Source organism: Desulfosarcina variabilis str. Montpellier (genome assembly GCF_048565275.1).
GTDB classification, from domain to species: Bacteria; Desulfobacterota; Desulfobacteria; order Desulfobacterales; family Desulfosarcinaceae; genus Desulfosarcina; species Desulfosarcina variabilis.
The window spans coordinates 1,238,559-1,264,314 of the sequence record NZ_CP159846.1; the positions used below are offsets into that span (position 1 = coordinate 1,238,559).

The following is a 25,756-nucleotide window of genomic DNA, read 5'->3' on the forward strand; positions in this document are numbered from 1 at the left end:
TCGGAGCGGGCGATGCCCATGAAACATACAAATCGATCCACCCTGCTTAAAACAGTGCTAACGCTTGACAGTTTTTCGATCACCATGTAACAAGTTATCTTCAAATTGCATCCGAAGATGTTGTTGATTGATGAATCATGAATTGATGTCCGGTTAGAGCCTGTTTGAGAAGTCTGGATCAGGCCCGATAACAAGGCGGAACGTGGCTCAAAAGCGGAGCATATATATGATATGTGAGCATTTTGAGACACTTTACAACGCCGTTAGCGGGCCTTAGACGGATTTATCAAACAGGCGCTTAGAGCAGATTACGCGTTCACCATGTGTGTAAGGCCACGAAGGCCATGCCTCAACAAAATGAGGCAACCCCTTCGTGGCCTTTTTTTGTGCTTGCACGGCAATGGTACGGATACTCATGGACAGTTGAAGAGAGGAGAGGAAGCGATGAGAAGAGGGATGCGGGAAATGCAATGGTCATTGTGGATGGCCTTGGTGCTGTCTTTCATGACGGTGGGCCAGGGGATGGCTGAACAGGCTCGTACGCTTGACGATGTGGTGGTCACGGCCACCAAATACGAGACCGCCATCAAGGATGTGCCGGCATCGGTGACGGTGATTTCGGGCACTGATCTGGCGGATCAGAACCTGCCCAGCAGCGATATCGGCGATGCTCTGCGATCGGTGCCGGGGGTGAGTATACGCCGGGCCTATGCACCGTTTCCGTCGGCGGCCAATATCCGCGGTGCCGGCTCTGACGGCACTGTCTATTTAGTCAACGGCATCCCTACCGACTCGCAGATTTCCCAGACCATTGCCGTGGAACTGGTCGAGCGGGTGGAGATCATCCGGGGGCCGGCCTCGGCCCTGTATGGTGCCAATGCCACCGGTGGGGTGATCAATATCATTCTCAAATCCGGTGAAGACACACCCACGGCGACCATCGGCGGCGGCGTGGGTAGCTTCGGCCGCTATCGCGCGGCGGTATCGTCCGATGGCCGGTTGGACCGCTTCAGTTATGCCCTGGCTGGGTATTATGAGGAGGCCGACGGTACCAATGTGGTGGAGAACAATATCAACCCCAGCATTCACATGATCGACGACTGCGAGTACGACAAGCGTGGGGCCGGGGTGAACAGTGGGTACCGGTTTTCCGATAGCGCGGGTCTGCGCCTTTTCTACAATTATTTCAACGATCAGTACACCCGCGGCCGGCCCCATGTGGGCGGCGATTGGGACTACCACCTGGCCGGCCTTTTATACGACCAGAAGATCGGCCAGCGGCTGACCATCAATGCCTATCTGGGCTTTCGCAGCGACGACTACCTGCACCTTTACGATCAGGGCCGCACCAATTACGATCCGCGCCAGAAACGCTATACGGATTATACCGAGATGCCCGCGGAACTGCGGACCACAGTGGCCCTGGGCGGGCATACACTGACCCTGGGGGCCTACTACAACAATCAGGATCTCGCCCAGGAATATAATGACTGGATCAGCGGCGACTTGCTGAGTCAAAACGAGTACAGCGTGCGCACCATGGCCGGCTATGTCCAGGATGTGTGGACCATAACCGAGGCCATGATTCTGACGGCGGGCCTGCGCTATGACCATTGGGAGAATTACGATAACTATTTCAGCAGTTACACCGACCAGACCCTGGAGGATCGCACCGACGATCACCTGAGCCCGAAGATCGGTCTGCGTTGCAATTTCGCCGACAGCACGTCCATCTGGGGCAACTACAGCACCGGGTTCAAACCGCCCACCTCGGAACAGCTCTACGACGACCGGACCTCCGGGGGTAACACCCGCATTCCCAACCCCGACCTGGATCCGGAGACCACCCAATCCTTTGAACTGGGTCTGCAGCGTTGGTTTGGCGACCGATTCCAGGCCGGCCTGGTCGGTTTTTACACGTATACGGACGACAAAATTCTTTCCTGGTTCAATGCCGACAATGTGGTGACCAACCAGAACATCGGCCGCACTGAATCCTATGGTGCGGAACTGGATCTGGCCTGGTACCTGACCGAGAACTGGTCCGTGGCGGCCAACTACACCTACAACAAGGCCACCGTTGATGAAAATCCCCAGAATCCGGATCTCGTCGGCAACGATCTGCCTTTCAGCCCCGAGCACAAGGCCAACCTCGGCGTCACGTACAGCCGCCCGGATAATTTCACCATCAGTCTTTTTACCCGCTACCTGAGCAAGCAATACTGTGACGATGCCAATACGGATTATACCGATGATGGAGAAGAACTGGCCATGAAAGAATCCCTGGTCTTCGATCTCAAGGGCACCAAGCATTTCCAGGTTGCCTGGGGACCACTGAAAACCATCGATCTTTCCCTTGCCATCGACAACATTTTCGATGAGGAATACCGAAGCATGTACATGTACGAAGATCCCGGCACCACCTATTTTGGTGAAGTGGCCTTTGTCTTCTGATGGTGGGCGCTTAACGATGAATCAGCTCTCAAATGGTCCCAAGGCGGCAACTGTGCCGTTGAAACGGATAGATGGTCTGACTTGTCGGATGGTCTCATGTTGTCGGATTCTGCTTGTGGCAGGGGTGTTGCTCTGGGGGCTGGCTGGATGCTGGAGGGATGGGCGGTCCGCAGGCGCCCCATCGCCCGACCGGCTGCGCATCGGCACGTCCATGCAGGTGCGGGTGGCCAATCCCCTGGTCGACTACAGCTACAATATTTTCGCCATGCTGGCCACCCACGATACATTGGTGCGTTTTGATGCGGATCTGCAGCCCCTGCCTCAACTGGCCCTGGCCTGGGATGCGTCTGCGGACGGGCGCCAGTGGCGGTTCCGGTTGCGAGACGATGCCCGCTGGCACGACGGCCGGCCGGTCACCGCCGCGGACGTGAAGTTTACCTTCGACTATCTCACCGCCCATCACAGTGCCTCGGCCTGGATGCGGTCGCTGATCAAGCGCATCCAGGTCGATGGCCGGGTGCTGACCTTTGATCTGGTCAAACCGCACAGCCGTTTTTTGATCAACTGCGGTTTCATTGTGCGAATCCTGCCCCGGCATGTCTGGGAGAATGTTGCCGATCCGTTCAAGCCCGGTGACGCAAAGGTCACGCTGGGGTGTGGCCCCTTTGTTTTCGAGCATTTCGACACACGCACCGGCCGCCTGCAGTTCAGGCGTAACGATGCCTACCATGGCACGCCGCCGGCGGTTGCACGGCTTGACCTTTTTCTCAATCATTCATTCGATGCCCTGGCGCTGGCCCTGGAGCGGGGGGACCTGGATTTTTTCTACAAATACGCATCCGGATTTCCATCCATGCACCTGGCGACCCTGGCAGGCAGGGAAGATCTGCGGCTGCCAAAAGCCGATGCCATGGGCGTGCCGGCGGCCCTGGGATTCAATCTCAAGCACCGGCCGACGGACAGCAGAGAATTCAGGTCAGCCATCAGCAACGCGCTGGATTATAAACGGATTGCCGCCAGCTTGCTGGGCCATTGCGAGAAAATACCGGATACCGGTTTCATACCGCCGGCATTTGGCGATCGGCAAGCCGGTGCGGTGCTGACCTATGCACCGGAGGAGAGTTCGCGCCGGCTTGATCAGGCCGGGTATGTGGATACGGACGGGGACGGGCTGCGCAATCTGCCCGGCGGCGACAACATCGTGCTGACCCTGTTGACCCGCGCGGATCTGGCGGGCATCGAAGCCTTGCTGCCCATTCTCACTTATAATTTAAGGGCCGTGGGGATTGCCCTTTCCATAGAACGGGTGGACCTATCCACCTGGATCGAACGGGTGGGCGCAGAGCAGTTCGATCTGGTGCTGTTTCGCACCACGCCGTGGGGGATGGTCATGGATGCCGGTGTTGCCAGCGGATATTTTGATTCCCGAAGAAAAGGCGGGGGCACCCTGGCCAATGTCACTGATCCGGTCTTTCATGACCGGTGCGACCGGCTGCTGGCCACCACCGATGCGGCCTGCCAGGCGCGGCTGGGCCATGCTATCGGGCAATACTACGCTGACTATCTGCCGGCATTGGCCCTGTGCTGGTCGGTCAACACGTATCCGGTGCAGCGGTCATGGCAGAACCTGGCCATCAACCAGATCGGGGGGGGACTGCTCAACCGGCAGACCCTGGTGAACATTCAGCTTGGTGGTAGCAGTAAATAGATTCACAAGGTGAGCGGTTAGCTTTTAGCAATTAGCTGTTAATCCTTATCTGCTGACTATTTATCAATGATACAGGAAGCAATCATGGTGGCCAAACCGAGTGGAAAATTCGGCCTTTATCTTCTTACGTTGCTCATGGTGCTCTCCCTTAATTTTGCCCTGGTGCACCTGATGCCGGGAGATCCGCTGGTGCACCTGCTGGGAGAAGAGGGATACGCCAGACTAACCAACGATACGGCCGCGGCCATGCGTGAGGAACTGGGGCTGGACGGATCACTGGCCGGGCAGTACGGGCGCTACCTGGCCAAGATCCTCACCGGTAACTGGGGGTGGTCCCACCGTTTCGGGCAGCCGGTGCGGCACGTCATTGGCCTGCGGCTGCAATGGACCCTGATGCTTTTGGTGCCTGCCCTGGTCGTGAGCACGCTTGCCGGCGGGTGGCTGGGGGCCGTGGCCGGATGGCGAAAAAGGGATCGGCGCTATCTGTTGCTGAGCCATTTTATGCTCTGCCTTTACTCCCTTCCGGCCTATTGTATCGGCCTGCTGGCGCTGGTGGCGGTGTCCCGCTGGATCCCCTTGCCTCTGGCCGGTATGGCCATCGCAGGAGATGGAACCTGGGCCGTATTGGGGCAGTGGCTGCTGCCCTTTGCCGTCGTGGTCCTGCATGGGACGGCCTACAAGACCATGATCATGCGTCATCTGGTGGGCCTTGAGATTCAGCATGCCTATGTCATCACCGCTTTGTCCAAAGGGCTTACCGATCGTCAGGTGCTCTACGGCCATATTTTGCCCAATACCATGCCGGCGTTCGTTGCCGTTGTGGGTCTGAATCTGGGATTCATGGTGGGCGGCACCCTGCTGGTGGAGGTGGTTTTCTCCTGGCAGGGCATGGGCACGCTGGTCTATCAGGCGGTCCTGGCCCGGGATTATCCCATGCTGTCGGGCGCCCTGACCGCCCTGGCCGTGAGTGTTCTGGTTGCCAATGCATTGGCCGACCTGGTGGGCGGACGGATCGATCCACGAATTGCCGAAGGAGTACCGGTTGAATAGAGACGCGCACAGACCATGGCAGGCCGCCGTGTTGACCGCTTTGGCACTTGTCGCGGCGATCGTCTTATTCTGGCACATCGAGGCTGTGCCGGTTTATCTGCCTTACCAGCCGCCTGGTCCCGGGCACCTTTTGGGAACGGACAGTTCGGGGCGTGATCTGCTGAGGTTGCTTTTACGATCCACGGCAACCTCTCTGACCCTGGGGATGGGGGCCGCCCTGGTGGCCACCCTGATCGGCGCGGTGGTTGGTTGCGTGGCCGGTTACCGACGCTCGCTGGCCGGTAGTCTCTTGATGCGTACAACCGACATGGTCATGCTGATTCCCAGCCTGCCGCTGGTGATCGTCCTGGCGGCATATTTAGGATCAGGCATCGAAAATGTGTTTCTGGTGATCGCCCTTACCGTCTGGCCGTCCACGGCGCGTGTGGTTTATGCCCGGGTGCTGTCCCTTCGCGAGCAACCCTTTATTGTCAATGCCCGCAGCATGGGGGCCGGCACCGTTTACCTGATTCGCTGTCATATTTTGCCTAACTGCGCTGATCTGCTTTTGGCCAAGGCTGCACTCACCGTGGCGGCTGCCATGCTGGCCGAGGCGGGGATCAGCTTTTTGGGCCTCGGTGATCCGCTCAATCCATCCTGGGGCAGTATGCTGCACGCGGCCTTTACGGGTGCGGCCATGCTCAGGGGCGCCTGGTGGTGGATGCTCCCGCCCTTGGCGGGTATTTCCCTGTCGGTGATACTTTTTTACATGCTTGGCCATTTTCTCACCCACCGGGGATCGATTGGCGGTCCGCCCTCAGTGCCGCGACGATCCGCAGCCGTGGATGATCCTCAGGCAATCCCCCGCAACAACGGTTCGCTGCTCAGCGTAAAGGATCTGACCATCACTTTTCCCCGTGCCGCAAATGGCCGTTCGCGGGTCGTGGATCAGCTGAACATGACCGTCGATGCGGGTGAGAAAATTGCTATTGTCGGTGCCACGGGCAGCGGCAAGAGTTTATTGCTGCTGTCCCTTTTGGGACTGCTGCCGCCGGATGCCCGGACCCGGGGACACATATGCATTTCCGGGGAGGAGTTGGGAGGCATGGGCCGCGATCGGCTTCTTGTTCACCGGGGGACAACCATCGGTTATATCCCCCAAAATGGCGGTGAGGCCCTGAACCCTGTTCTCAGCATCGCCCGCCAGGTGGGGGAACGGGCCATGGTCAATCAAAAATGCAGTCACAGTCAGGCGTACCGGTTGGCGTGCAAACGATTGATCGCGGTGGGGCTTCCCAAAAGGCGGGGATACACGCGGACCTATCCCCACCAGTTGTCCGGCGGTATGCGCCAACGGGTGTTGTTGGCCATGGCGCTGGTCGGCAAGCCGCGCCTGCTGCTGGCCGACGAGCCGACCAAAGGTCTCGATCCCGATGCCGTGCAGGCGATCACCAGCCTGCTCAAGGCCCTGACCGATGAAACCCTGCTGGTGGTCACCCATGACCTGGCATTTGCCCAGGCCCTGGATGGGTGGATCATGGTAATGATGAACGGTTTGGTGGTTGAATTGGCACCCGCGGCCGTGTTTTCGGTTGCGCCGTTGCATCCTTATTCTCATGCGCTGGTTGCAGCCCAGCCCTCCCGGCGAATGGATATCAACGGCATCAATGGCAACGGGTGGCATGACCATCCGGGAGATCGCGACGGATGTCCGTACCGCCCCCTGTGCCGCCAGGCCGACGAGCGTTGCCGACGCAAACCGCCCCTGGAGACATTGCGGGGCCATCAGGTGAGGTGCTGGCAGTATGCGCGTTGAGGCGGACCACATATCCAAAGCCTATGGCACGGGGTGGATGCATCGCCACCTGCGACCCGTGTTCGAAAACGTTAATCTTTCGCTTCGAAAGGGACAGCGCGTGGGTATCGTGGGGCGCAGCGGGGCGGGTAAAACCACCCTGGGATTGATCCTGGCCGGTATCCTGAAACCGGACCAGGGGTGGCTTCGCCTCGGTGATGTGGACCTGTGGGCGGCCAAACCCAGAATACGCCGACGTCTGGGGCAGCAATTACAGATGGTTTTTCAGCACCCGGAAAGTACGTTTGATCCGCGCTGGACCCTGGCCCGCAGCCTTGCCGAGCCGTTCTTGCTGCAAGGCCGGCGGCCGGCATCGTCGGATTTGGCGGCCATGCTGGATGCCGTGGATTTGGACGCATCCCTGCTGGCCCGCCGACCGGCGCAACTTTCCGGTGGAGAACTGCAGCGCATGGCCATTGCCAGGGCCCTTTGCATGCAGCCCAAACTGCTCGTTCTGGACGAGCCCACGGCCATGCTGGACGCCCTGACCCAGGCGCAAATTATCCGGCTGCTGGAGAAACTTCAAAAAGAACGGGATATCTGCATGGTGCTGATCAGCCATGACCCGGCGTTGGTGGGTGCGTTTTGTGATACGCTGTATCGGCTGAAAGTGATGCGACTCAATGCAACTGAGTATCAACGTTGATGAAGAACAATACTTCGGCCGTATTTTTTATAACCAATAGATTTTAAACAAAAAACTTTCCTATCCATTGTTAGGACAGTGTTGTCCTATTGTCAGTCGACTTGACGAAAAGGCTATGTTGATATAGTTTAGAGTATCAAAAATTAGCTTTGATATATTTTGAGATATCATGAAATACATTTTAGAACATTTGACAAAATCCTTGCAAGCGGCCCGCAAAGCTAAGGGAATGAGCCAACGTGCGCTCAGCCGAAGAACCGGTATGCCCCAGGCGCAGATATCGAAAATCGAAAACGCGGCCGTCGACTTAAAAACGTCCAGTCTAGTATCGCTGGCCCGTGCGCTTGAACTGGAAGTCATGCTAATACCACGGACACACATACCCGCCGTGAATGGTCTGCTGCGCATGGTAAAACAGACGGACGACGACGAATCAACGGCAAAACCGCTTTACGCACTCGACGATACGGATAACGATGAATGATCTAACCGTCCTTGAGGTGAACCTTTATGGAAGGCGGGTGGGGACTTTGACCCGATTGCCCGGCGATCAAACCCTGTTTGCTTTTGATCAGGCTTATCTCGATGATCCGAACCGTTCGATCCTTAGCCTGTCTTTCAAAGATGCCAGTGGCGGTATCATTGACCATCTGCGTCCAACCCGCACCCGGCTACCACCGTTTTTCTCCAATTTGCTGCCCGAAGGGCCGATGCGTGACTACCTGGCCAGACGCGCTGGGATTCATCCCAACCGGGAATTTTTTCTCCTTTGGGTCTTGGGACAGGATCTTCCCGGCGCCATTACCGTTACTTCGACAGACGAGAGCCCCTTGCACGCCTCCACAAACAATGCAGTATCATCGACAAACAAGTCAGATGATGCCCCCTTACGCTTCTCGCTTGCAGGTGTGCAGTTTAAATTCTCCGCTGTCATGGAGGCTGTCGGCGGCCTGACCATCCCTGCTAAAGGGATTGGTGGATCGTGGATTTTAAAATTACCATCGATGAAATACGAAGGTGTGCCGGAAAATGAGTTTTTCATGATGGAATTGGCCCGTGAAATCGGTATCGATATACCGGAGGTTCGGCTGGTTCCCTTGAATCAGATTGAAGGACTGCCAGAAGACCTTGCCCGCTTTGAAGGCAATGCCTTGGCTGTCAGGCGTTTCGATCGTTCGGAAGATGGCCGGCTGGTCCATATGGAAGATATGGCTCAGGTTTTTGGATTGTATCCGGAGAAAAAATACGAGCGTGCAAGCTATAAAAATATTGCCGACGTCCTTTGGGCCGAAACCGGCGAACCGGGAATAGCGGAATTCGTCCGCCGGCTGGTCTTCAACGCCTTGATCGGTAACGCAGACATGAATCTGAAAAACTGGTCACTGATTTATCCCGGTGGAAAGAAGGTAGCTCTTGCGCCCGGTTACGATTTTTTATCGACCATCGCCTATATCCCGGACACAAAAATGGCACTGACCTTGGGCCGTTCGAAACAGATGACGGATCTGTCGCTGGATCAATTGTCCTATTTTGCCGGCAAGGCACACCTGTCTGAAAAACTCGTCCACGATACCGGGCGGGAAACCGTACATCGATTCATGACGACGTGGGAAAAATGGCGCAAGTCAAAAAGGATCGGAAGATATGTAGCCGAGCCGATCGACCAACTGCTGACACGCATTCCTCTGGTTCATGAATTGTAGAATGGGGGAAAGTTATGAGGGGGGGAGGGGGAGACGCGGTGACCGGTTATCGGTATCTGTTGGGTTGAGCATAGCGAAACCCAACACCTTCTATTGGAAATTCGGAGTCAATGCCTATCCAGGAGACGAAACATGCAGATCACCAGTGAAATCTGGCAGGTGGGGGGAGAGGGCTTCACGTCGTCGCAGGACGCGGCGATCTACCTGCTTTGTGTTGAGGGGTGGGCGGCCATCGTGGATGCCGGTTGCGGCGGGCAGGTTGATCGCCTGGCGGCCAACATTCGCGCCTGTGGTGTAAAAAGCGATCAGGTGGATTACCTGCTCTTGACCCATTGCCATTACGACCATGTGGGCGGTGCAGAGGCCGTTCGTACCCGTTTCGATTGTGCCATTGTGGCCCACGAAGCCGATGCGACGGCATTGGAATCCGGTGACAGCCGCCTCACGGCGGCCACTTGGTACGCAGCGACCATGTCACCGCTCACCGTGGACGTGAAGCTTGCCGGAGCGCGCAGTACGATATACCTCGGTACTCGGTCCATCGAGGCCATCCACACACCCGGTCACACACCGGGTTCCGTGGTTTACCTGATGGAATCGGAAGGACAGCGGGTACTTTTCGGTCAGGATGTGCACGGTCCCCTCAGCGAGGATTTCGGTTCCGACAGCCGCGCCTACAAGAAGTCGCTGGAGCACATGCTCGACCTGGAGGCGGATATCCTCTGCGAAGGGCATTTCGGGGTTTACCGGGGCAAGGATGAGGTGAGGCGGTTTATCGGTTCGTTTCTATAGTGTCAGCCAGATGGGCCTTGAGGTCCGGAGTGTTTTAATGTTTTTGCCTGCGCCTTAAGGGAGGAATCTGTACAATCAATACCGCTTTCGACCGATAATGAAAGCCCAAAAACATTTTTCGAAAGCGAGCGCAAAACATCGCTTAGAGGTGTGTAGTACGGTTTCCAATCGGAGCGCCAGACATAGCGATTGTTGATTTCAATCAGGCATTCGGGGGGCACCCGATTCAGGTTGGTAGAAAATGCCATGGGATGGGCGATGATCACCGGGTAGACGGTTTTTAAGAGATGCTCCAGGGCCTTGTAATCCGACGCTGGTCCCGGCAGTGAACGATGTAGTACTCCACCGGGTAATCGGCGGCCTCGGATGACCATGCGTGTCCGTCCACCTATACCCCGAGTTTGAGTCCCGCGCTTTGAACCTCCTCGGCATAGCGTTTAAACGCACCACTAACCAAATTTTCGAAATGGTCGCTGATACCCACTACCCGGGCATGGCGGACTGCCGCCACCAGCTCAATGGTCTGTTCGGGAACAATGACACTATCAGTGGCCGAATAGGTGGTATGGATGTGCAGGTCTTGGTTAAGCATAAACAGGTCTTCCCAGAGATAAGAATTTGCTTTTTCCGTAGAGAAGTATCGTTAGCCGCTCCTTGTAAGTCAAGCGAAACTTGGGCATGTCCATTTATTACCCCTCTGGTGCCGTACCATGCAAAGGCGTTGGCCGGGCGAAGGCAGAAACCGGAAAACATGGATCACAGCAAATGATTAAACCGATCCTGGACATCATTTGCTCCACCGTACACACGCCGCGCCGTCGTCGTAGGGGCGGACCTATGTGTCCGCCCTTGACCTATGTGTCCGCCCTTGACCTATGTGTCCATGTCCACCCTATGCGTATCAGAAATGTATGTGTCCGCCATGTACCATAATGCATACCACGATAAATTGCAGATAAATGGATGAAATCAGATGACTGAAAATAAACCGCACATCCCTCAACGCCGATCCATCCGGTTGAAAGGATATGATTATTCCCAAAAGGGGTATTATTTCGTCACCATCTGTACCCAAAACAAGATCTGCTTGCTTGGTGACGTGGTAAATGATGAAATCCAATTAAATGATGCGGGCAGAATGATTTTGCATTGGTATTCGGAATTGGAATCCAAATTCCCGGAAATTCAATGTGATGCGTCCGTCTGTATGCCTAATCACATCCATTTCATCGTGCAAATCGTTGCCGCCGACATCCACCCTGATTGGGCACAGCAAACAGTAGGGGCGGACCTGCGTGTCCGCCCTGATATCGCAGCCGACATCGATCCTGATGAAACACGGGAAACAGGGCGGACACATTTAAACGGGCGGACACATTTAAACGGGCGGACACATTTAAACGGGCGGACACATTTAAACGGGCGGACACATTTAAACGGGCGGACACATTTAAACGGGCAGACACATTTAAACGGGCAGACACATTTAAACGGGCAGACACATAGGTCTGCCCCTACACCACCACCACCACCGCCACCGCCGATGACGCCGATGACGCCGATGACGCCGATGACGCCGATGACGACGATCGGGGATGTTGTGCGGTGGTTTAAAACAATGACCACCAATGCATATATTCATGGCGTTAAACAAAACGGGTGGCCGTCGTTTCCAGGAAAATTATGGCAACGCAACTATTGGGAACGCATTGTACGCAATGATGATGAATTACAAAAGATTCGAAATTATATCATCAATAACCCGCGTAACTGGCTATATGACCAATTAAAAGGCGGGTTTGATTAAAAATGATTCCAATGCGCCGGATTCAAAACGATGCGCCGAATCACATCCAATTCATCCTGCAAATCGCCCGCCGCCGCTGCCGCCGTAGGGGCGGACCTATGTGTCCGCCCTTGACCTATGTGTCCGCCCTCGCCCTATGCGTGTCCGCCCTGATATCACCGCCAGCATCCACCCTCATGAAACACGGCAAACAGGGGGGATACATTTAAACGGGCGGACACATTTAAACGGGCAGACACATAGGTCTGCCCCTACACCACCACCACCACCACCACCACCACCGCCGCCGCCGCCGACGATGACGATCGGGGATGTTGTGCGGTGGCTTAAAACAATGACCACCAATGCATATATAAAATTTGGAGATGTCCATTGATATATTGGTTTACGAATTTTTGCCAATGAACCAATGAATGTTACCCCAAATTACCCCTTTGTTTCGTCTGATTGGATAATATAAAAACGGCGGTTCAGAAGAAAATCCTCTTCTCGAACTGCCGTCCTCAGCCTATATCGTGATTTTTGAGGCTGAAAATCGCAAAATAGGCTCCGAATAGAACATATTTTTTGATATTTTTACCTTAATTGCAGATGGTTGGCGTGGCCCGCACTTTAATGGGCGTCCTTCACCCGTCCAAGATTCTGGGCACGGAACAGATCCTGGCCCTTGCGCCCGATGCCATTGTACTGCCCACCGCCTATGGCTACCATCCGCCGAACGAATTATACGAGGCCCCGTATTATGCCGATTTAAGGCAGCTGGCGGCGGTGAAGAATCGCCGCGTCGCCGCGCTGCCCTGGCTGCCGTGCAATTGCGACAAACGCCTGGAGTATCCCATCGAGATCATGGTCATGGCCAAGACGGCCTACCCGGACCGGTTTGCCGACATCGCCCTGGCCGACTGGCTGATCGACTTCTACCGCAATCTTTATGGCGTGGATGAGAAAACAGCGAAAAGACTGCGCACCGGGCAGTGGATGGATTGGACAGTGACCAATTAATGACATTTGCTCAAAAAATGCTTTACAAAGAAAAACTTTTCTTATAAGAGGAGACCACGATTGCCATTAGAATAATGGTATTTTTCTCAACGCTTATTTTATAGTGTAGTTTTTATTAGCAACCAAAGCCATGAAGGCGGTCATCCGATAGCGGGTGAAATGCCTTCGTGGCTTTTGTATTTCTGAACGCTGGAGAAATTATGTTTTGCAGCGATAACTAGTTTTCTATACTAGAAAAGGAGCTCATGCTATGAGAAAAGTTGACTTGATTGCCGTATTCCTCGCACTATTGATACTTGTCACCTCGCAGCACAGTATCGCCCAGGAAACGGAAAGGGAAACAAGTGTCACCCAAGAAGCAGCCATGGAAGAGACAGAGCCGAAACCGCTAAAGCTGGAGGACGTCCGGGTGACGGCTCCCCGGCAAAACGATGGTATCGTGGTTTCCCCTTCAACGACGGCCATTCATGTTGAAGACTATAAAACGCCCGGCACGGCGAATAATATCGTGGATCTTTTAAAGGATCGGGCAATCATCGATTTTCGCGGGCAAAGCGACCTGGTGCCGGAAGAAGATGACGTCTTTATGCGAGGCTTTGATGCCCACCGCTATGCCATTGCCATGGATGGGATGACGATTGATTACGGTCGATCAGCCGCTAGTGGTACGCGGACGATGGTCGTGGACTTCGCCACGTTACCTATCGGCCAGATAGAAAGCATTGAAATCATGCCCGGCCCGCATTCAGCCCTGTACGGAGGAAAAAGCATCGGGGGTGCGATTAACCTAAAAACCAAGCGACCAAAACGATATACTAGCTTGAAACCGGATTTCAGGGCGACAACCAGTTACCGGTCCTACAATACCCAGAACCACGGTATTAATATCGATGGTGGAGCCGGCGTGTTTGTCTATGGATTCTCATATCAATATTACCACACCGATGGATACCTCAGACACAACAGTGCGGAAATAGACAACTATTTTGCTAGAGTCGGCTATATCCTGCCTTCCGATGGGTATATTGGTTTTAACATCGCCTATACCGATAAGGACAAGGAGGACGTTGCCAAAAATGTGGTGGGTGGCGTGGATTATGACAGTGATTATCCGGAAACGACCACAACAAGCAACTACGGCTGGAATGATCGCAAACAAGATATTTATGAATATACATACCGCCTGAACTACGAGCAGCCAAGTCCAATCGGGTTTTGGACCCTTGCCGCGTATTATGGGAACCAGGATTGGGAAAATAGTTATTTTCAAGAAAAAGATACAGGAAAACGGCCGGAAGTAAAGCCGGATGAAATTGAGTATTATTCGAGTGGTACCAGGAGGAACAGGCAGGTGGGCTTTAAGGTCCAGGATGAAATAGCGCTTTTCAAAGATAACACATTTATCGTCGGTTTCGATAGGGTCCAGATGTGGCAGGAGCCAGAGTACTACTACTACGAAGATAATCGGTATCAGCTTGAAAAGCATGATATCTATTATTGTAATGCCGGGTATCTTCAAGACAAATGGGCAATTGTGCCAAGACTTACCCTAACCGCCGGTCTGCGGTATGAAGATGTAAGTTACTGGCGCAGAAATTGGAATACAAGTGAGAATAAACCTTATATAACGGGTGAGGACAGTTGGGTAAGAAGGAACAATAATCAATGGATACCAAAATCTTTTCTTACCTATGATTTCGATGGCCTGGCCAATGTGCTGAGCGATACATCCGCATCCATTGGGGTAAGCAAGATATGGAATCCGACACCTTTCTGCTATGGTTGATACCCCTGTTGCGCACAGGTTTGGGTCAAACCTGAACACGGCATCGGGTACGATTTTATACTCGCTAAAAAATTCTGGAACCATATTAACCTGAAGATAGATTATTCATATTACATTATTAAAGACTATGTGACATCGAATTGGAACTATGCGGAATATTTTCCGCGAACAGCAGACTATGTTCCGCCAGGCCTGGAATGCAGTGATGTACTGATTAATCTCGAGGAAATGCGTCGTCAGGGCGTGGAAGTGGAAATCGATGGGCGTATTTTAGACAATCTGTCGTTTTATGCCAATTACGCCTATACGGACCTTAAAAGTATGGGGGGCGAACCCGCAGGCAAGGAAGCAGAGGATGAACGTGCCAGACATCGGGTGAATGCCGGCTTGCGGTATAACCTTTTTCAAAATACTCTTTTGATTCTCAATTACAAATACCAGGACAAGCAGCTTTCGCAGGTTTCCGAAGAGGTCGCCGATAACGAATATGATTGGTATACCATTGAAATGGATGCGTACCATGTATTTGATTTTGCAATTGAACAGACGCTTTTCAATAAGTATGGTTTTGTCGAGGATGCCGTACTGAAATTATATATCAACAACCTTTTCGATGAGGAATATGAAAATAGCCGCGGCTATCCAATGACCGATCGGACCTATGGTGCGGCCTTAAGTTTAAGATTTTGAGATGGAATGCAGGGTTCTTACGCGCCAGCGTGGGAACCCAGACTCGTCAACAGTTATGTTGCAGTGTGTTTTGAATTGCATTGGAAAACCAACCCCCACTCACAACATCCACGTTCCGTAAAAATAATTCTTTAGCATTCCAACGGCTTCCTCAGGTGCCTATTGATCGTTTTTTTTACCATGACCCTATAGCGTCGCCCCAAATTTTTTTTATTCTATTTTTCCGGGAAATTAAAGCTCATCCGCTGCAGGATGTCGTTATTTTATTTTGGGATTCGAAATCAGCATGTTATATCTGCGCGCCTTGATCTCGAAAAAAAAGTTCCTATTTCTAAACGGACACTGAATAATTGCACACCATCATGCAGCAAATACCATTTTTATGTGACAAAAAGGAGACATCATGCAACACCTTACGATAGAAGGGCAGAACCTGGTCAATGACATTTCTTCCCGTTACCAACTCAGCCAGGATGCCGTCATTCATATGCTCATCGCCGTTAATAATGGTGGTGGAAGCATGGCCCAGTTCAATTGTCCGGAATTGGGCGGATCAGGACAATGGATGCGCGGCGGGATGACGATGGTGGGCGATATGTTCAATCATGGATTGAAAAATACCGTAGATAATTTATGTAATGAGCTTTCCAATGCCTTGGCCGCGATTCAGGTTTTTCCACCGGCATCATCGTCATTTCCTTCCGCCAATCAATGGTGGCCCCAGGAATTGGGCAGCCCATTTAGCAGTGGCGCCCAGAATGATATCCGCTATGCTGTATTTCCACAGCGATTGGCTATTGAACGCAATGGAAATATCACGGTGTACGACACCTTGGATCACCAGATTGGCGGGGTGAGTCAACAGCAAGGTGGAGATACATCGCTTTCCTTCAGCAGCCAATACGGTACAATCTCGGTATCCAGTCTTCCGATTGTCTCTGGGCCGGGTGTGCAGGCCGATCAGCAAACGAATTTTGCAACACCGCCGGAAACAGAGATGACCGCGACAGCCCAAGATTTCCAGAATCCTTCGTCGAATCAATCCATGGAAGATATACCGGCGTCCCATGCAGATGCATCATCTTCGGATGAGATTTTGAATCTGATCGAAAAACTCGCCCGTCTGCGGGATAACGGCGTAATTTCTGATGAGGAATTTAACACCAAAAAGAGCGAGCTTTTAAGTCGGTTGTAAAAGAATCACTCGGCTGTCTGTTCAGTCCAGGTTAAGAATTCCATTGAGTATCGATAAGATTTCAACTTTTGTTTCGGCTGAGCAATCCTTGAGATAGCGCTTTACGTTACGTTCGTTTTCATCGGTGATATCTTTGAGCACGGTTTTCCCTTTGGGAGTAATCTCAAGCCATTTCAGCCGATCGTCATCGGGATCACTTTTTCTGATAATAAATCCGGTTTTTTCCATCCGTTTGGTGATGCCGGTCATGTTGGCGCCGGAGACCAGCATGATCCGATTGATATCTCTGACCATGTTCTGGCCATTTTTTGAGGCCTGCAGAACCCGGAGCACATTGTACTGCGGGAAGGTGAGTCCGTAATTTTTAAAGATCGCGGCGGATTCTTTCTTGAATCGTTCCGCCACCCGGACAATGGCCATCATGACCCGTTCATCGACATTCATATTGTTTTTATATTCACTTTTGGGCACGCTGCTGCCCCTCCTCTATATAACTAACAGAAAAAATAATTAATAATTAATGTTTACGTGTCAAAAGCGAAAGATCAGGACGGCGTATTGCCACCTGTGACTTCTTCAGTCAGTTGATAGTTAATACATTTACAATTAAAAGTAAAATAATTAGCGTATAAACAATGAGGCATTTTCAAAAGATGAAAAAATGTGCTTGGCCTTTGGCCCTGGTATAGGTTAACCTCCATGGGTGGGTTGCTAAGAGAGCGCCTATTTTTTTCCTGCGCCCTTATAAGGGGGAGATGGTATTGTGTTGGCCAGGGTTTTAAGCAGTGCCGTAATCGGCATTGACGCCTATCTGGTAGAGGTGGAAGTGGATATTGCCCAGGGGCTGCCGACCTTTACCACTGTGGGGCTTCCTGAGGCGGCAGTCAAAGAGAGCCGCGAACGGGTAAAATCCGCCATTGCCAACTCCGGCTACCGTTTCCCGGCGGATCGGATCACCGTTAATTTGGCGCCGGCCAACATAAAAAAGGAGGGAACCGGCTTTGATCTGCCCATGGCCCTGGGGATCCTTGCCGCCACAAACATTATTCCCGAAAGTGCGCTGGCCGGCTATCTTTTTCTGGGTGAATTGTCCCTGGATGGCCGTGTAAAGGCCGTCAACGGTTCCCTGCCCATGGCCATTGCCGCCCAAAAGGCGGGGTACCGAGGGATTATTGTTCCCACCGATAATGGCCAAGAAGCCGCCGTGGTTGAGAAACTGGCTGTCTATCCTGTCCGTACCCTGGGGCAGGTGGTTGATTTTCTAAACGGATTCGAATCTATCCTGCCGGAGAGAACCGATCTTGAAGCCATGTTTGCCGCTCCCGATGCCACTGGGGCCGATTTTTCCGAAGTGATGGGCCAGGAAGATGCCAAGCGTGCCCTGGAAATCGCTGCCGCCGGCGGGCACAATGTCTTGATGGTCGGTCCGCCCGGATCGGGCAAAACCATGTTGGCCCGGCGTATCCCCACGATTCTGCCTGCCATGTCCTTTGCCGAGGCCATCGAGACCACCAAGATTTTCAGTGTGGTCGGCATGCTCAATCGCACGCAGCCGCTTGTGACCCAGCGGCCGTTTCGCTCTCCCCATCACACCATCTCGGATGCCGGGCTGATCGGCGGCGGTCACATCCCCAGACCGGGTGAGGTCAGTCTGGCCCATAATGGGGTCCTGTTTCTTGACGAATTGCCCGAATACAAAAAAAATGTGCTCGAAGTATTGCGCCAACCGCTGGAAGATCTGCAGGTGACCATTTCGCGGGCCGCCTCCACCTTGACCTATCCGTCCAGCTTCATGCTTATTGCAGCCATGAATCCCTGTCCGTGCGGTTATTTCGCCGATCCGCGCCATGCCTGCCGCTGCACTGCCCATCAGATCCGTCGTTACCGATCCAAAATTTCCGGGCCACTGTTGGATCGCATTGATATTCATGTGGAGGTGCCGGCCGTGGCCTACAAGGATTTGATGGGCCAGACCCGTGCCGAAGCATCGGAATCCATCCGCAGACGTGTGGTGGCAGCTCGCCGAATCCAGTTCCAGCGTTTCAAACGAACCAAAATTTACTGTAACGCCCAGATGGCCAGCCGGCATATTCGCACCCATTGCCGGATCGGGGAGGACGCCAACCAAGTGTTGGAGTCGGCCATTGATCGACTGGGCCTGTCGGCCAGGGCTTACAATCGCATACTGAAAATATCACGCACCATCGCCGACCTGGAGGCTGCCGCCGACATTCAGGTCGACCATGTAACCGAGGCCGTGCAATACCGGAGCCTGGACCGTAGCAGACAGAATATGTAATGTTTTTTTTCAATTCCATAGCACTTTTAAACGTTCCTGCTTGTAATTTTGGGTAACCTGTCATTTATATAGGTAATAACTATCATTATGGGTATTGATGTCAACAGCCCATGACCAACGCTGGCTGGGTGTTTTCCATGAAGATCCGGACCCTGAAATCAACGCTTTTCTATTTTTGGTTGACGGCCTTTGGGTTTCTTTTCGCAAATCCGCTGGGCATCGTTGGGGTTGCTTTGGGTGAACCCGCCCATTTCTTGCGCTTTGGTGTGCATGTGAGCGAAATGGGGAACCTGGACCCTCATTTTGCCGCGGGTTCCCAGGACCGCGCGCTGGCTGATATGGTCTTCAACGGCCTGCTGCGGTATCAGCCGGGGAACGCACCGGTGATTGAACCTGATCTGGCCGAAGCGATTCCCCATTTTAAAATGGTTGACGACCATCAGGTCTGGACCGTCAAATTGCGCAAGGGGGTTTGGTTTCATGCCGGACCAGGCGTTGCCGCCCATGAACTGACCGCCGACGATGTTGTTTTTTCCCTTCAGAAATCCGCTGATCCTGATTTTTGTGCCTATGCCGGCGAGTATGCGGGATTGACCGTGATGGCGGTCGACCGTTACACGGTTCGCATTACCCTTGATCGGCCCCTGTCCGCGATTTTGTTTTTACCCAAGCTGACCAATTATGCCGGTGGGTTTATTGTCAGTCGAAAAGCCATCAAAACAATGGGATATCAAGGTTTCAAGAAACATCCCATAGGGACCGGACCATTTTTTTTTGAGGATTACAAGCCCGGTCAAAACTTGGTGTTAAAGGCCCATCAACGCTATTTCCGTGGACGGCCGCTGCTGGCCGGTGTTGAATTTTCCTTTATCCCGGAGGTCGACCAGCGCGAGGCAGGCCTAAACGCCGGGACCCTGGATGTGATCATGGGGTCCGGAGAGAAGGGCTGGCTGGAGAAGATGGCTGCTCAACCGGGGGTTCTCATCGACACCCATGGGGTTGGCGAGGTGGCCACCCTTTATCTGAACACCTGCCAAAAACCCCTCGATGATATCCGTGTGCGCCGCGCCATTGCCTTTGCCCTGAACCGGCAGGCATTTCTGGATACCGTGAGCGATCAACTGGCCGGCGAAGTGTATTCTCCGGTGCCGGACCCGTTTTTGCCCGGCGGTATTTCCAAAGCGGACGCCGAGAAATTGTTTCTGTTTTATCGGAATGATCTCGAACGGGCCCGGCAACTGATGCGCGCCGCCGGGTATGCAAACGGGTTTGCGCTTGATCTGGTGACCAGCGAAAAACGGCTGTATCGCGTGTATTACGAGGAAATGCGCAGACAACTGGCCAGGATCGATATCCGCTGCCACATTTCAGTCGTGAGCCATTCAAAGATGCATGCGCTAATTCGTCAGACGGCCCTGCCCATGGTGATTTACGTGGCCTGGCGTCCCAACGCGGATGCCTACTTAAGCCGTTTCTTTCATTCCAATGCCATTATCATCACCGGCGCCAGGCCGGATACCAATTTTTCTCACTACCGCAACATTGACCCGCTGATTGAAGCCGCACGCATTGAAATCGATCCGAAACGGCAGATCCAGTTGTGGGAACAGGCCCAGATACGGATCCTGGATGATATGGCGGCTTATCCGATCATGTATACCAAGCAGTGCTATGCCCGCCGGGCAGGGGTAAAATACGGGCATACGTTGGTATCCACAATGGCCTTGTACCCTCAGTTTACCGAACGAACGTGTCTGCAATCGGTTCCCTGAACCTTGATCTATTCGTAAACAGATACGGTTCGGACGGCTTCGATAATCAATGAAACAGCGACATGCCATGAAGATTTACTCCAAGATTCTGTTAACCACGTTGCCCCTGGTTTTTGGCCTGCTGTTGGCGACTGTTGGCACGGCGTATTATTTTTCGCGTACCGCATTGACAGAACTTGCCGAGACCTGGCTCGAAACACGGCTGGACGAAGCGCTGACCGTTGCCGGTAATCAAGTGGACATGCTCAAACGCTATCGCCTGGAGACGATTCCAGCCAGTGTTGCCAAAGCCCAACTGGATGCCGGACAAGCGATGTGCGCCATTACGGTGGGGGACACCGGATGCATTTTTTCCGTCGATCATCAAGGCATCATTGCTGCGCATCCGAATCAAGCGATGGTGGGCACGGATGTGAGCCAACAGCCGTGGTTCGACCTGCTCAAATCGGAGCGGGGGCGACTGGTTTATGAGACCGACACCGGTAAACATCTGGCCATGGTGGACTATTTTGCCCCCTGGCAATGGTACATCCTGGCCAGTGATCCCGAGCACGAGGTTTACGGCGTGGCCAATGGCATGAAACCCTATCTGATGGGGCTGGGGATCATCGGGTTCCTGGTTATGTCTGTTGTGCTGATGCTGTTGGCCCTGCGTCTGATCGAACCGTTGCGGTGGTTGACCCGGGGGGCTGAACAGATCGGTGAAGGGGATCTGGGCACCCGCATTGATATCCCCGCAAGGGATGAATTCGGTCGTCTGGCCCTGGTGTTCAATCAGATGGCCCAACAGCTCCAGACGTCGCTGACCGAACTGCAGCACCGCGAAGCCCATTTTCGGTCCCTGATTGAAAATACGTCTGACCTGATCGCCATCCTGGACGCCCGGGGCCATGTGACCTTCCTCAGCCCCTCGATTGAGCGCATTCTGGGGTATTGCCGGGAGTCGGTGATGGGTCAATTGATCTACGATTATGTCCATCCGCAGGATCGCACGCAGGCTGAAACTCTGTTTGGCGAACGACCCGAGTCAGGCCTCCTTGATACACGGACCGAGATTCGCTTTTTGCATGAGCAGGGATCCTGGCAAACCATGGAGGTGGTCACCAATAACCTGCTCGATCATCCCGCGGTCAAGGGGCTTGTCGTCAATGCCCATAACATTACCAAACGAAAAGTTGCCGAAAAGGCGCTTCAACGGTCCCACAACCGGCTGGAAGAGCGGGTGGCGGAACGCACCGCCGAATTGTTCCGGGCCAATGCCAAACTGCACCAGGAGATTGCGGAGCGTGAAGCGGTGAATCGGGAGAAGAATCGGCTGCAAGACCAGTTGCTCCAAGCTCAGAAAATGGAGGCCATCGGTACCTTGGCCGGAGGTATTGCGCATGACTTCAATAATTTGCTTATGAGCATTCAGGGGAATGTGGATCTGTTGGGACTGGACCCTGAAACCCGCCATACTCATGGCCGGAAACTCGATACCATGCGGGACTGCATCCAAAGCGGCGCCCGTCTCACCCGACAGTTGCTGGGGTTTGCGCGGCTGGGAAAATATGAGGTCAAAGCCACCGATCCCAATGCCATAGTCAACAAGAGTATCGAGATATTCGGCCGCACCCACCAGGAGCTTCGGATTACCACCAACTGTCAAGCGGATGCATGGACCGTGAGTGTGGATCGCGGTCAGATAGAGCAGGTCTTGCTCAATCTGTTGATCAATGCCTGGCAGGCCATGCCCGATGGGGGGGCCATTGATCTGGAAACCGCCAATGAGACGTTGGATGATCAGTGTGGGGCGGCGCATGCGGTGAGCCCGGGGAATTATGTACGAGTTTCCATCGCTGATTCGGGGATCGGTATGGACAAAGCCACCTTGGAACGGATTTTTGATCCTTTTTTTACCACTAAAACCATTAGGCGGGGAACCGGTTTGGGGCTGGCGTCCGCTTATGGTATCATCCGCAACCACGGCGGTTTCATTGACGTGCATAGCGAGCTTGGCCATGGCAGCACATTCCACATTTATCTCAAAGCCCACGACCAGCCGGTCGCCGAAGCGTTACCCGCACCCAAAAAGACCCATAGGGGAAACGAAACCATTCTGCTCGTCGATGATGATGAGTTAATCCTTGATGTCGGCAAGGCAATGCTGGGCACCCTGGGATACGATGTGCTTACGGCAAGTGGTGGAGATATGGCCATTTCCCTTTGTCGTCGCTATCAGGGTCAAATCGCTTTGGTCATCCTGGACATGATCATGCCCGATATGGGCGGTGGCAGGGCATACGATCGACTCAAATCATTAGACCCGGAACTCAGGGTCCTTTTGTCCAGCGGATACAGTATCAATGGGCAGGCCACGGATATTTTGGCGCGGGGATGTAACGGTTTCATTCAAAAACCCTTCAGCCTGCAAGTGCTTTCAGAAAAAGTGCGAGAAATTATTGACGGTGAATTTTAATATAAATCAGTTTATTATACAGGAATAGCGACTATTGCCCATGACCTTAACAAGCAACGATGATTACGATGTGATTATTGTCGGCGGTGGGCCTGCCGGCCTGTTTGGTGCGTATTATCTGAGTACTGCCAGTGACCTTCGGGTGCTATTGGTGGAGCAAGGCAAGGGGCCGCTCAGGCGTTCCTGTCCGGTGGCAGACCGGCAGTATTGCAGCCAGTGCCGGCCTTGCAATATCCTGTGCGGTATTGGTGGGGCAGGGCTTTTTTCCGATGGCAAGCTAAATTTTATTCACAAACTGGGCAAGACCGACCTGACCCAGTTTTTATCGATTGCCGATGCCGAGGCCCTGATCGATGATACCGAGGCGATTTTCAACCGTTTCGGCATGGATGGTCCCATTTACCCCACGGATATGACCCAGGCCAAGACGATTCGCAAGCAGGCCAAGCGGTTTGGGATTGATCTGTTGTTGATCCGGCAAAAACATTTGGGCAGCGATCGCCTGCCGGCTTACATCGCTGCCATGAGTGATTACATCACATCAAAAGGGGTAACGATTCATACGTCGGAAACAGTCAAGGATGTGATTGTCCAAGCGGATCGGGTTACCGGTGTGCTGACCAACCGGGGGCAGTATGCATGCGAGCATGTGATCCTGGCACCGGGGCGCATCGGGGCCGAATGGGTGGCTCGGCTGGCCCAGCGTTATGGCATCGGTCTGACCCAGCGCGGCATCGAGGTTGGGGTGCGTGTGGAAGTCCACAACGATATCATGCAGGATTTGTGTGATGTGATCTATGATCCCACTTTTTTCATCCAGACCGGTAAATACGATGATCAGACCCGGACTTTTTGCACCAACCAGGGCGGCTTTGTTTCATTAGAGAGCTACAGCGACTTTGTATGCGTCAACGGCCATGCCTATCATGACCGTAAATCCAGCAACACCAATTTCGCCTTTTTATCCAAGGTGGTCCTCACCGAACCGGTGACCGACAATCAGGCTTATGGCGAAGCCATCGGACGCCTGGCCACCCTGATCGGGGGCGGCAAACCCATCCTGCAGCGTTTTGGCGATCTGAAACGCGGCCGCCGCAGCACGTGGAACCGTATCCACAAAGGGTATATCGAACCGACCCTGACCAATGTGGTCTGCGGTGATATTGCCATGGCGCTTCCGGAACGTATTCTGACCAATATCATTGACGGACTGGATCAACTCAACAGCGTGGTGCCGGGCGTGTCCAACGCTGAAACCCTGCTTTATGCACCAGAGATCAAATTTTTCGCCACCCAGGTAGAATCCTCGCACAGCCTGGAAACCCGGATTCAGGGGCTTTACATTGCCGGTGATGGTCCCGGCGTGGCCGGCAACATTGTTTCCGCCGCTGCCACTGGATTGATTCCGGCCAAGGCCATTGTGAAAAAAAATCAAGGGGGCCACGATTAGATGATCATCGATAGTAGTGCTTTATTTTGTTGCAAGTCTGATCAATGGCCTATCATTGCTGATTGTTTGGCAAATGACCGCCCTTTAATCGCTTCATTTTAAAGCAACCGTTTAGGCGTGAGTCGTCCTTGTTACTCCATCGATTTACCTCTTCCTTCGGTTTGAATCTGTTGCCCGCCTTGAATTGGGGCAAGATTCACCATTTCTAAACGAACTCTATATATAATGTTTTGGCATGTTCGTTGCTTTTTTACCAAATTGGGTAACGCTGGATTTTATCCCAATCCAAGAATCGAATACGGTAAAGATGAGGGTCAATTATGAAGACGACATGTGAAATTTTAGATCTCCGGTTAATTAAGCAACAGACGGTAAGTAAATGCTGCCAAAATTGTGGTCGGCCAAGTTATGTTCTGTATTTCACGCAAGACAGCGGAATCATTTGTCCAGAATGCAATGCCGTTCGACGAAATTGGCACAAAGGTGCAAAATTCCAGAGTATCCAATTATCTTCATAATCTGGCATTGGTTGGCAATCGGCTACGGATTGCTAACCACCAATTCACGCACCGTTTCCAGCATGGGAGACGGCAATGGGCGCCAGTTGGGGAACAGCGCCTTGTCGCCGTGCCATTTCAGATCCACCACCTCGAACTTTTCGGGGATGACTTTTTCAGATTGTTGGCCATACGTTGCCCTGGGATAGTACTCGACGATTAGCATGCGGTTATGATCCAGCTTGAAGCGGTGCACGATGGTCGTCGCCACATGGCTGATGCATGCCCGCAGGGTAACCTTTTTCATCTCTGCCGGATTGTCACCGGGCAGGTCATTCACCACGGCGATGATGGGTTTGAGTTGGGCCACCGTGGTATCCGTGTCCTTTGAAAGATCGAACAGCCGTAAACGGCAACGACCGGCAGCCAGGTTAAACTTTCCGCCATACCCTTCCCAGTGCAGAACGTCGTCGAATAGTTTCACCACATCTCCTTTAAAAATCGTCATCATTGTCGTAATCGTAATCGCGTTGCATGGATGCCCCGATTTCGATTACCAACCATAACCGAATTTCTCCGCTCTGCAAGAAACCGTATTTTGCGGAGGCAATAA

20 protein-coding genes and 1 pseudogene are annotated in these 25,756 nt (G+C 53.2%); 17 read left to right on the plus strand and 4 right to left on the minus strand.

What is annotated here, in order from left to right; translation table 11 throughout:
• Window positions 1–444: 444 nt before the first annotated feature.
• The 8 genes from Dvar_RS05430 to Dvar_RS05465 all read left to right on the plus strand — a co-directional run bounded on the left by Dvar_RS05430 (window position 445) and on the right by Dvar_RS05465 (window position 10,187).
• Window positions 445–2,454 carry a TonB-dependent receptor gene (locus tag Dvar_RS05430; RefSeq protein WP_419660687.1) on the plus strand — a complete coding sequence of 670 codons (2,010 nt, stop codon included), beginning with the start codon at window positions 445–447 and terminating at the stop codon, window positions 2,452–2,454.
• Window positions 2,455–2,470: 16 nt separating this feature from the next.
• On the plus strand, window positions 2,471–4,162 hold the full coding sequence (locus Dvar_RS05435) for an ABC transporter substrate-binding protein (protein WP_419660688.1): 1,692 nt from the start codon (window positions 2,471–2,473) through the stop codon (window positions 4,160–4,162).
• An 84-nt stretch (window positions 4,163–4,246) separates the two neighbouring features.
• Complete coding sequence (locus Dvar_RS05440) at window positions 4,247–5,212, plus strand: ABC transporter permease (RefSeq protein ID WP_419660689.1); 966 nt, start codon at window positions 4,247–4,249, stop codon at window positions 5,210–5,212.
• Window positions 5,205–7,007: an oligopeptide/dipeptide ABC transporter ATP-binding protein gene (locus Dvar_RS05445; protein ID WP_419660690.1), complete on the plus strand. Its 1,803-nt coding sequence runs from the start codon at window positions 5,205–5,207 to the stop codon at window positions 7,005–7,007. Before Dvar_RS05440 ends, Dvar_RS05445 begins: the two co-directional genes overlap by 8 nt.
• Window positions 6,997–7,692: an ABC transporter ATP-binding protein gene (locus Dvar_RS05450; protein WP_419660691.1), complete on the plus strand. Its 696-nt coding sequence runs from the start codon at window positions 6,997–6,999 to the stop codon at window positions 7,690–7,692. Before Dvar_RS05445 ends, Dvar_RS05450 begins: the two co-directional genes overlap by 11 nt.
• Before the next feature lie 169 nt (window positions 7,693–7,861).
• Window positions 7,862–8,176, plus strand: coding sequence for a helix-turn-helix domain-containing protein (locus Dvar_RS05455; RefSeq protein ID WP_419660692.1), 315 nt, complete (start codon window positions 7,862–7,864; stop codon window positions 8,174–8,176).
• Window positions 8,169–9,395, plus strand: coding sequence for a type II toxin-antitoxin system HipA family toxin (locus tag Dvar_RS05460; protein WP_419660693.1), 1,227 nt, complete (start codon window positions 8,169–8,171; stop codon window positions 9,393–9,395). Before Dvar_RS05455 ends, Dvar_RS05460 begins: the two co-directional genes overlap by 8 nt.
• A 132-nt stretch (window positions 9,396–9,527) precedes the next feature.
• The gene (locus Dvar_RS05465) at window positions 9,528–10,187 is read left to right on the plus strand and encodes an MBL fold metallo-hydrolase (RefSeq protein ID WP_419660694.1); all 660 of its coding nucleotides are present in this window, start codon (window positions 9,528–9,530) and stop codon (window positions 10,185–10,187) included.
• 2 nt (window positions 10,188–10,189) lie between these two features.
• On the opposite strand, the gene Dvar_RS05470 is transcribed toward Dvar_RS05465, so the two are convergent.
• Window positions 10,190–10,561, minus strand: coding sequence for a hypothetical protein (locus Dvar_RS05470; RefSeq protein WP_419660695.1), 372 nt, complete (start codon window positions 10,559–10,561; stop codon window positions 10,190–10,192).
• A gap of 14 nt (window positions 10,562–10,575) precedes the next feature.
• The gene (locus Dvar_RS05475; protein WP_419660696.1) at window positions 10,576–10,779 is read right to left on the minus strand and encodes a hypothetical protein; all 204 of its coding nucleotides are present in this window, start codon (window positions 10,777–10,779) and stop codon (window positions 10,576–10,578) included.
• A 381-nt stretch (window positions 10,780–11,160) separates the two neighbouring features.
• On the opposite strand from Dvar_RS05475, the gene Dvar_RS05480 reads away from it, so the two are divergent.
• The 5 genes and pseudogenes from Dvar_RS05480 (at window position 11,161) to Dvar_RS05500 (ending at window position 16,667) form a co-directional block, all read left to right on the plus strand.
• Complete coding sequence (locus Dvar_RS05480) at window positions 11,161–11,994, plus strand: hypothetical protein (protein ID WP_419660697.1); 834 nt, start codon at window positions 11,161–11,163, stop codon at window positions 11,992–11,994.
• A 2-nt stretch (window positions 11,995–11,996) separates the two neighbouring features.
• The gene (locus tag Dvar_RS05485) at window positions 11,997–12,203 is read left to right on the plus strand and encodes a hypothetical protein (protein ID WP_419660698.1); all 207 of its coding nucleotides are present in this window, start codon (window positions 11,997–11,999) and stop codon (window positions 12,201–12,203) included.
• Between the two features lie 391 nt (window positions 12,204–12,594).
• Window positions 12,595–12,996 (plus strand): hypothetical protein, encoded by a 402-nt coding sequence (locus tag Dvar_RS05490; protein ID WP_419660699.1) that lies wholly within the window; start codon window positions 12,595–12,597, stop codon window positions 12,994–12,996.
• Window positions 12,997–13,360: 364 nt separating this feature from the next.
• Window positions 13,361–15,472 (plus strand): annotated as a pseudogene (locus Dvar_RS05495) (TonB-dependent receptor).
• A 403-nt stretch (window positions 15,473–15,875) separates the two neighbouring features.
• Window positions 15,876–16,667, plus strand: a complete 792-nt coding sequence (locus Dvar_RS05500; protein WP_419660700.1) for an SHOCT domain-containing protein — start codon at window positions 15,876–15,878, stop codon at window positions 16,665–16,667.
• Between the two features lie 21 nt (window positions 16,668–16,688).
• Here the strand turns inward: Dvar_RS05500 and Dvar_RS05505 are convergent, their stop codons facing one another.
• Complete coding sequence (locus tag Dvar_RS05505; protein ID WP_419660701.1) at window positions 16,689–17,138, minus strand: MarR family winged helix-turn-helix transcriptional regulator; 450 nt, start codon at window positions 17,136–17,138, stop codon at window positions 16,689–16,691.
• A 292-nt stretch (window positions 17,139–17,430) separates the two neighbouring features.
• Here Dvar_RS05505 and Dvar_RS05510 point away from each other — a divergent pair, with 292 nt between their 5' ends.
• From Dvar_RS05510 to Dvar_RS05525, 4 genes are all read left to right on the plus strand, one after another.
• A complete protein-coding gene (locus Dvar_RS05510) occupies window positions 17,431–18,966 on the plus strand; it encodes a YifB family Mg chelatase-like AAA ATPase (RefSeq protein ID WP_419660702.1) in 1,536 nt (511 codons plus the stop codon).
• Between the two features lie 137 nt (window positions 18,967–19,103).
• Complete coding sequence (locus tag Dvar_RS05515) at window positions 19,104–20,738, plus strand: ABC transporter substrate-binding protein (RefSeq protein WP_419660703.1); 1,635 nt, start codon at window positions 19,104–19,106, stop codon at window positions 20,736–20,738.
• 49 nt (window positions 20,739–20,787) lie between these two features.
• Window positions 20,788–23,196: a PAS domain S-box protein gene (locus Dvar_RS05520; protein ID WP_419660704.1), complete on the plus strand. Its 2,409-nt coding sequence runs from the start codon at window positions 20,788–20,790 to the stop codon at window positions 23,194–23,196.
• A gap of 40 nt (window positions 23,197–23,236) precedes the next feature.
• A complete protein-coding gene (locus Dvar_RS05525; RefSeq protein WP_419660705.1) occupies window positions 23,237–24,646 on the plus strand; it encodes an NAD(P)/FAD-dependent oxidoreductase in 1,410 nt (469 codons plus the stop codon).
• Between the two features lie 540 nt (window positions 24,647–25,186).
• On the opposite strand, the gene Dvar_RS05530 is transcribed toward Dvar_RS05525, so the two are convergent.
• Window positions 25,187–25,627, minus strand: a complete 441-nt coding sequence (locus Dvar_RS05530) for a hypothetical protein (protein WP_419660706.1) — start codon at window positions 25,625–25,627, stop codon at window positions 25,187–25,189.
• Window positions 25,628–25,756 lie beyond the last annotated feature (129 nt).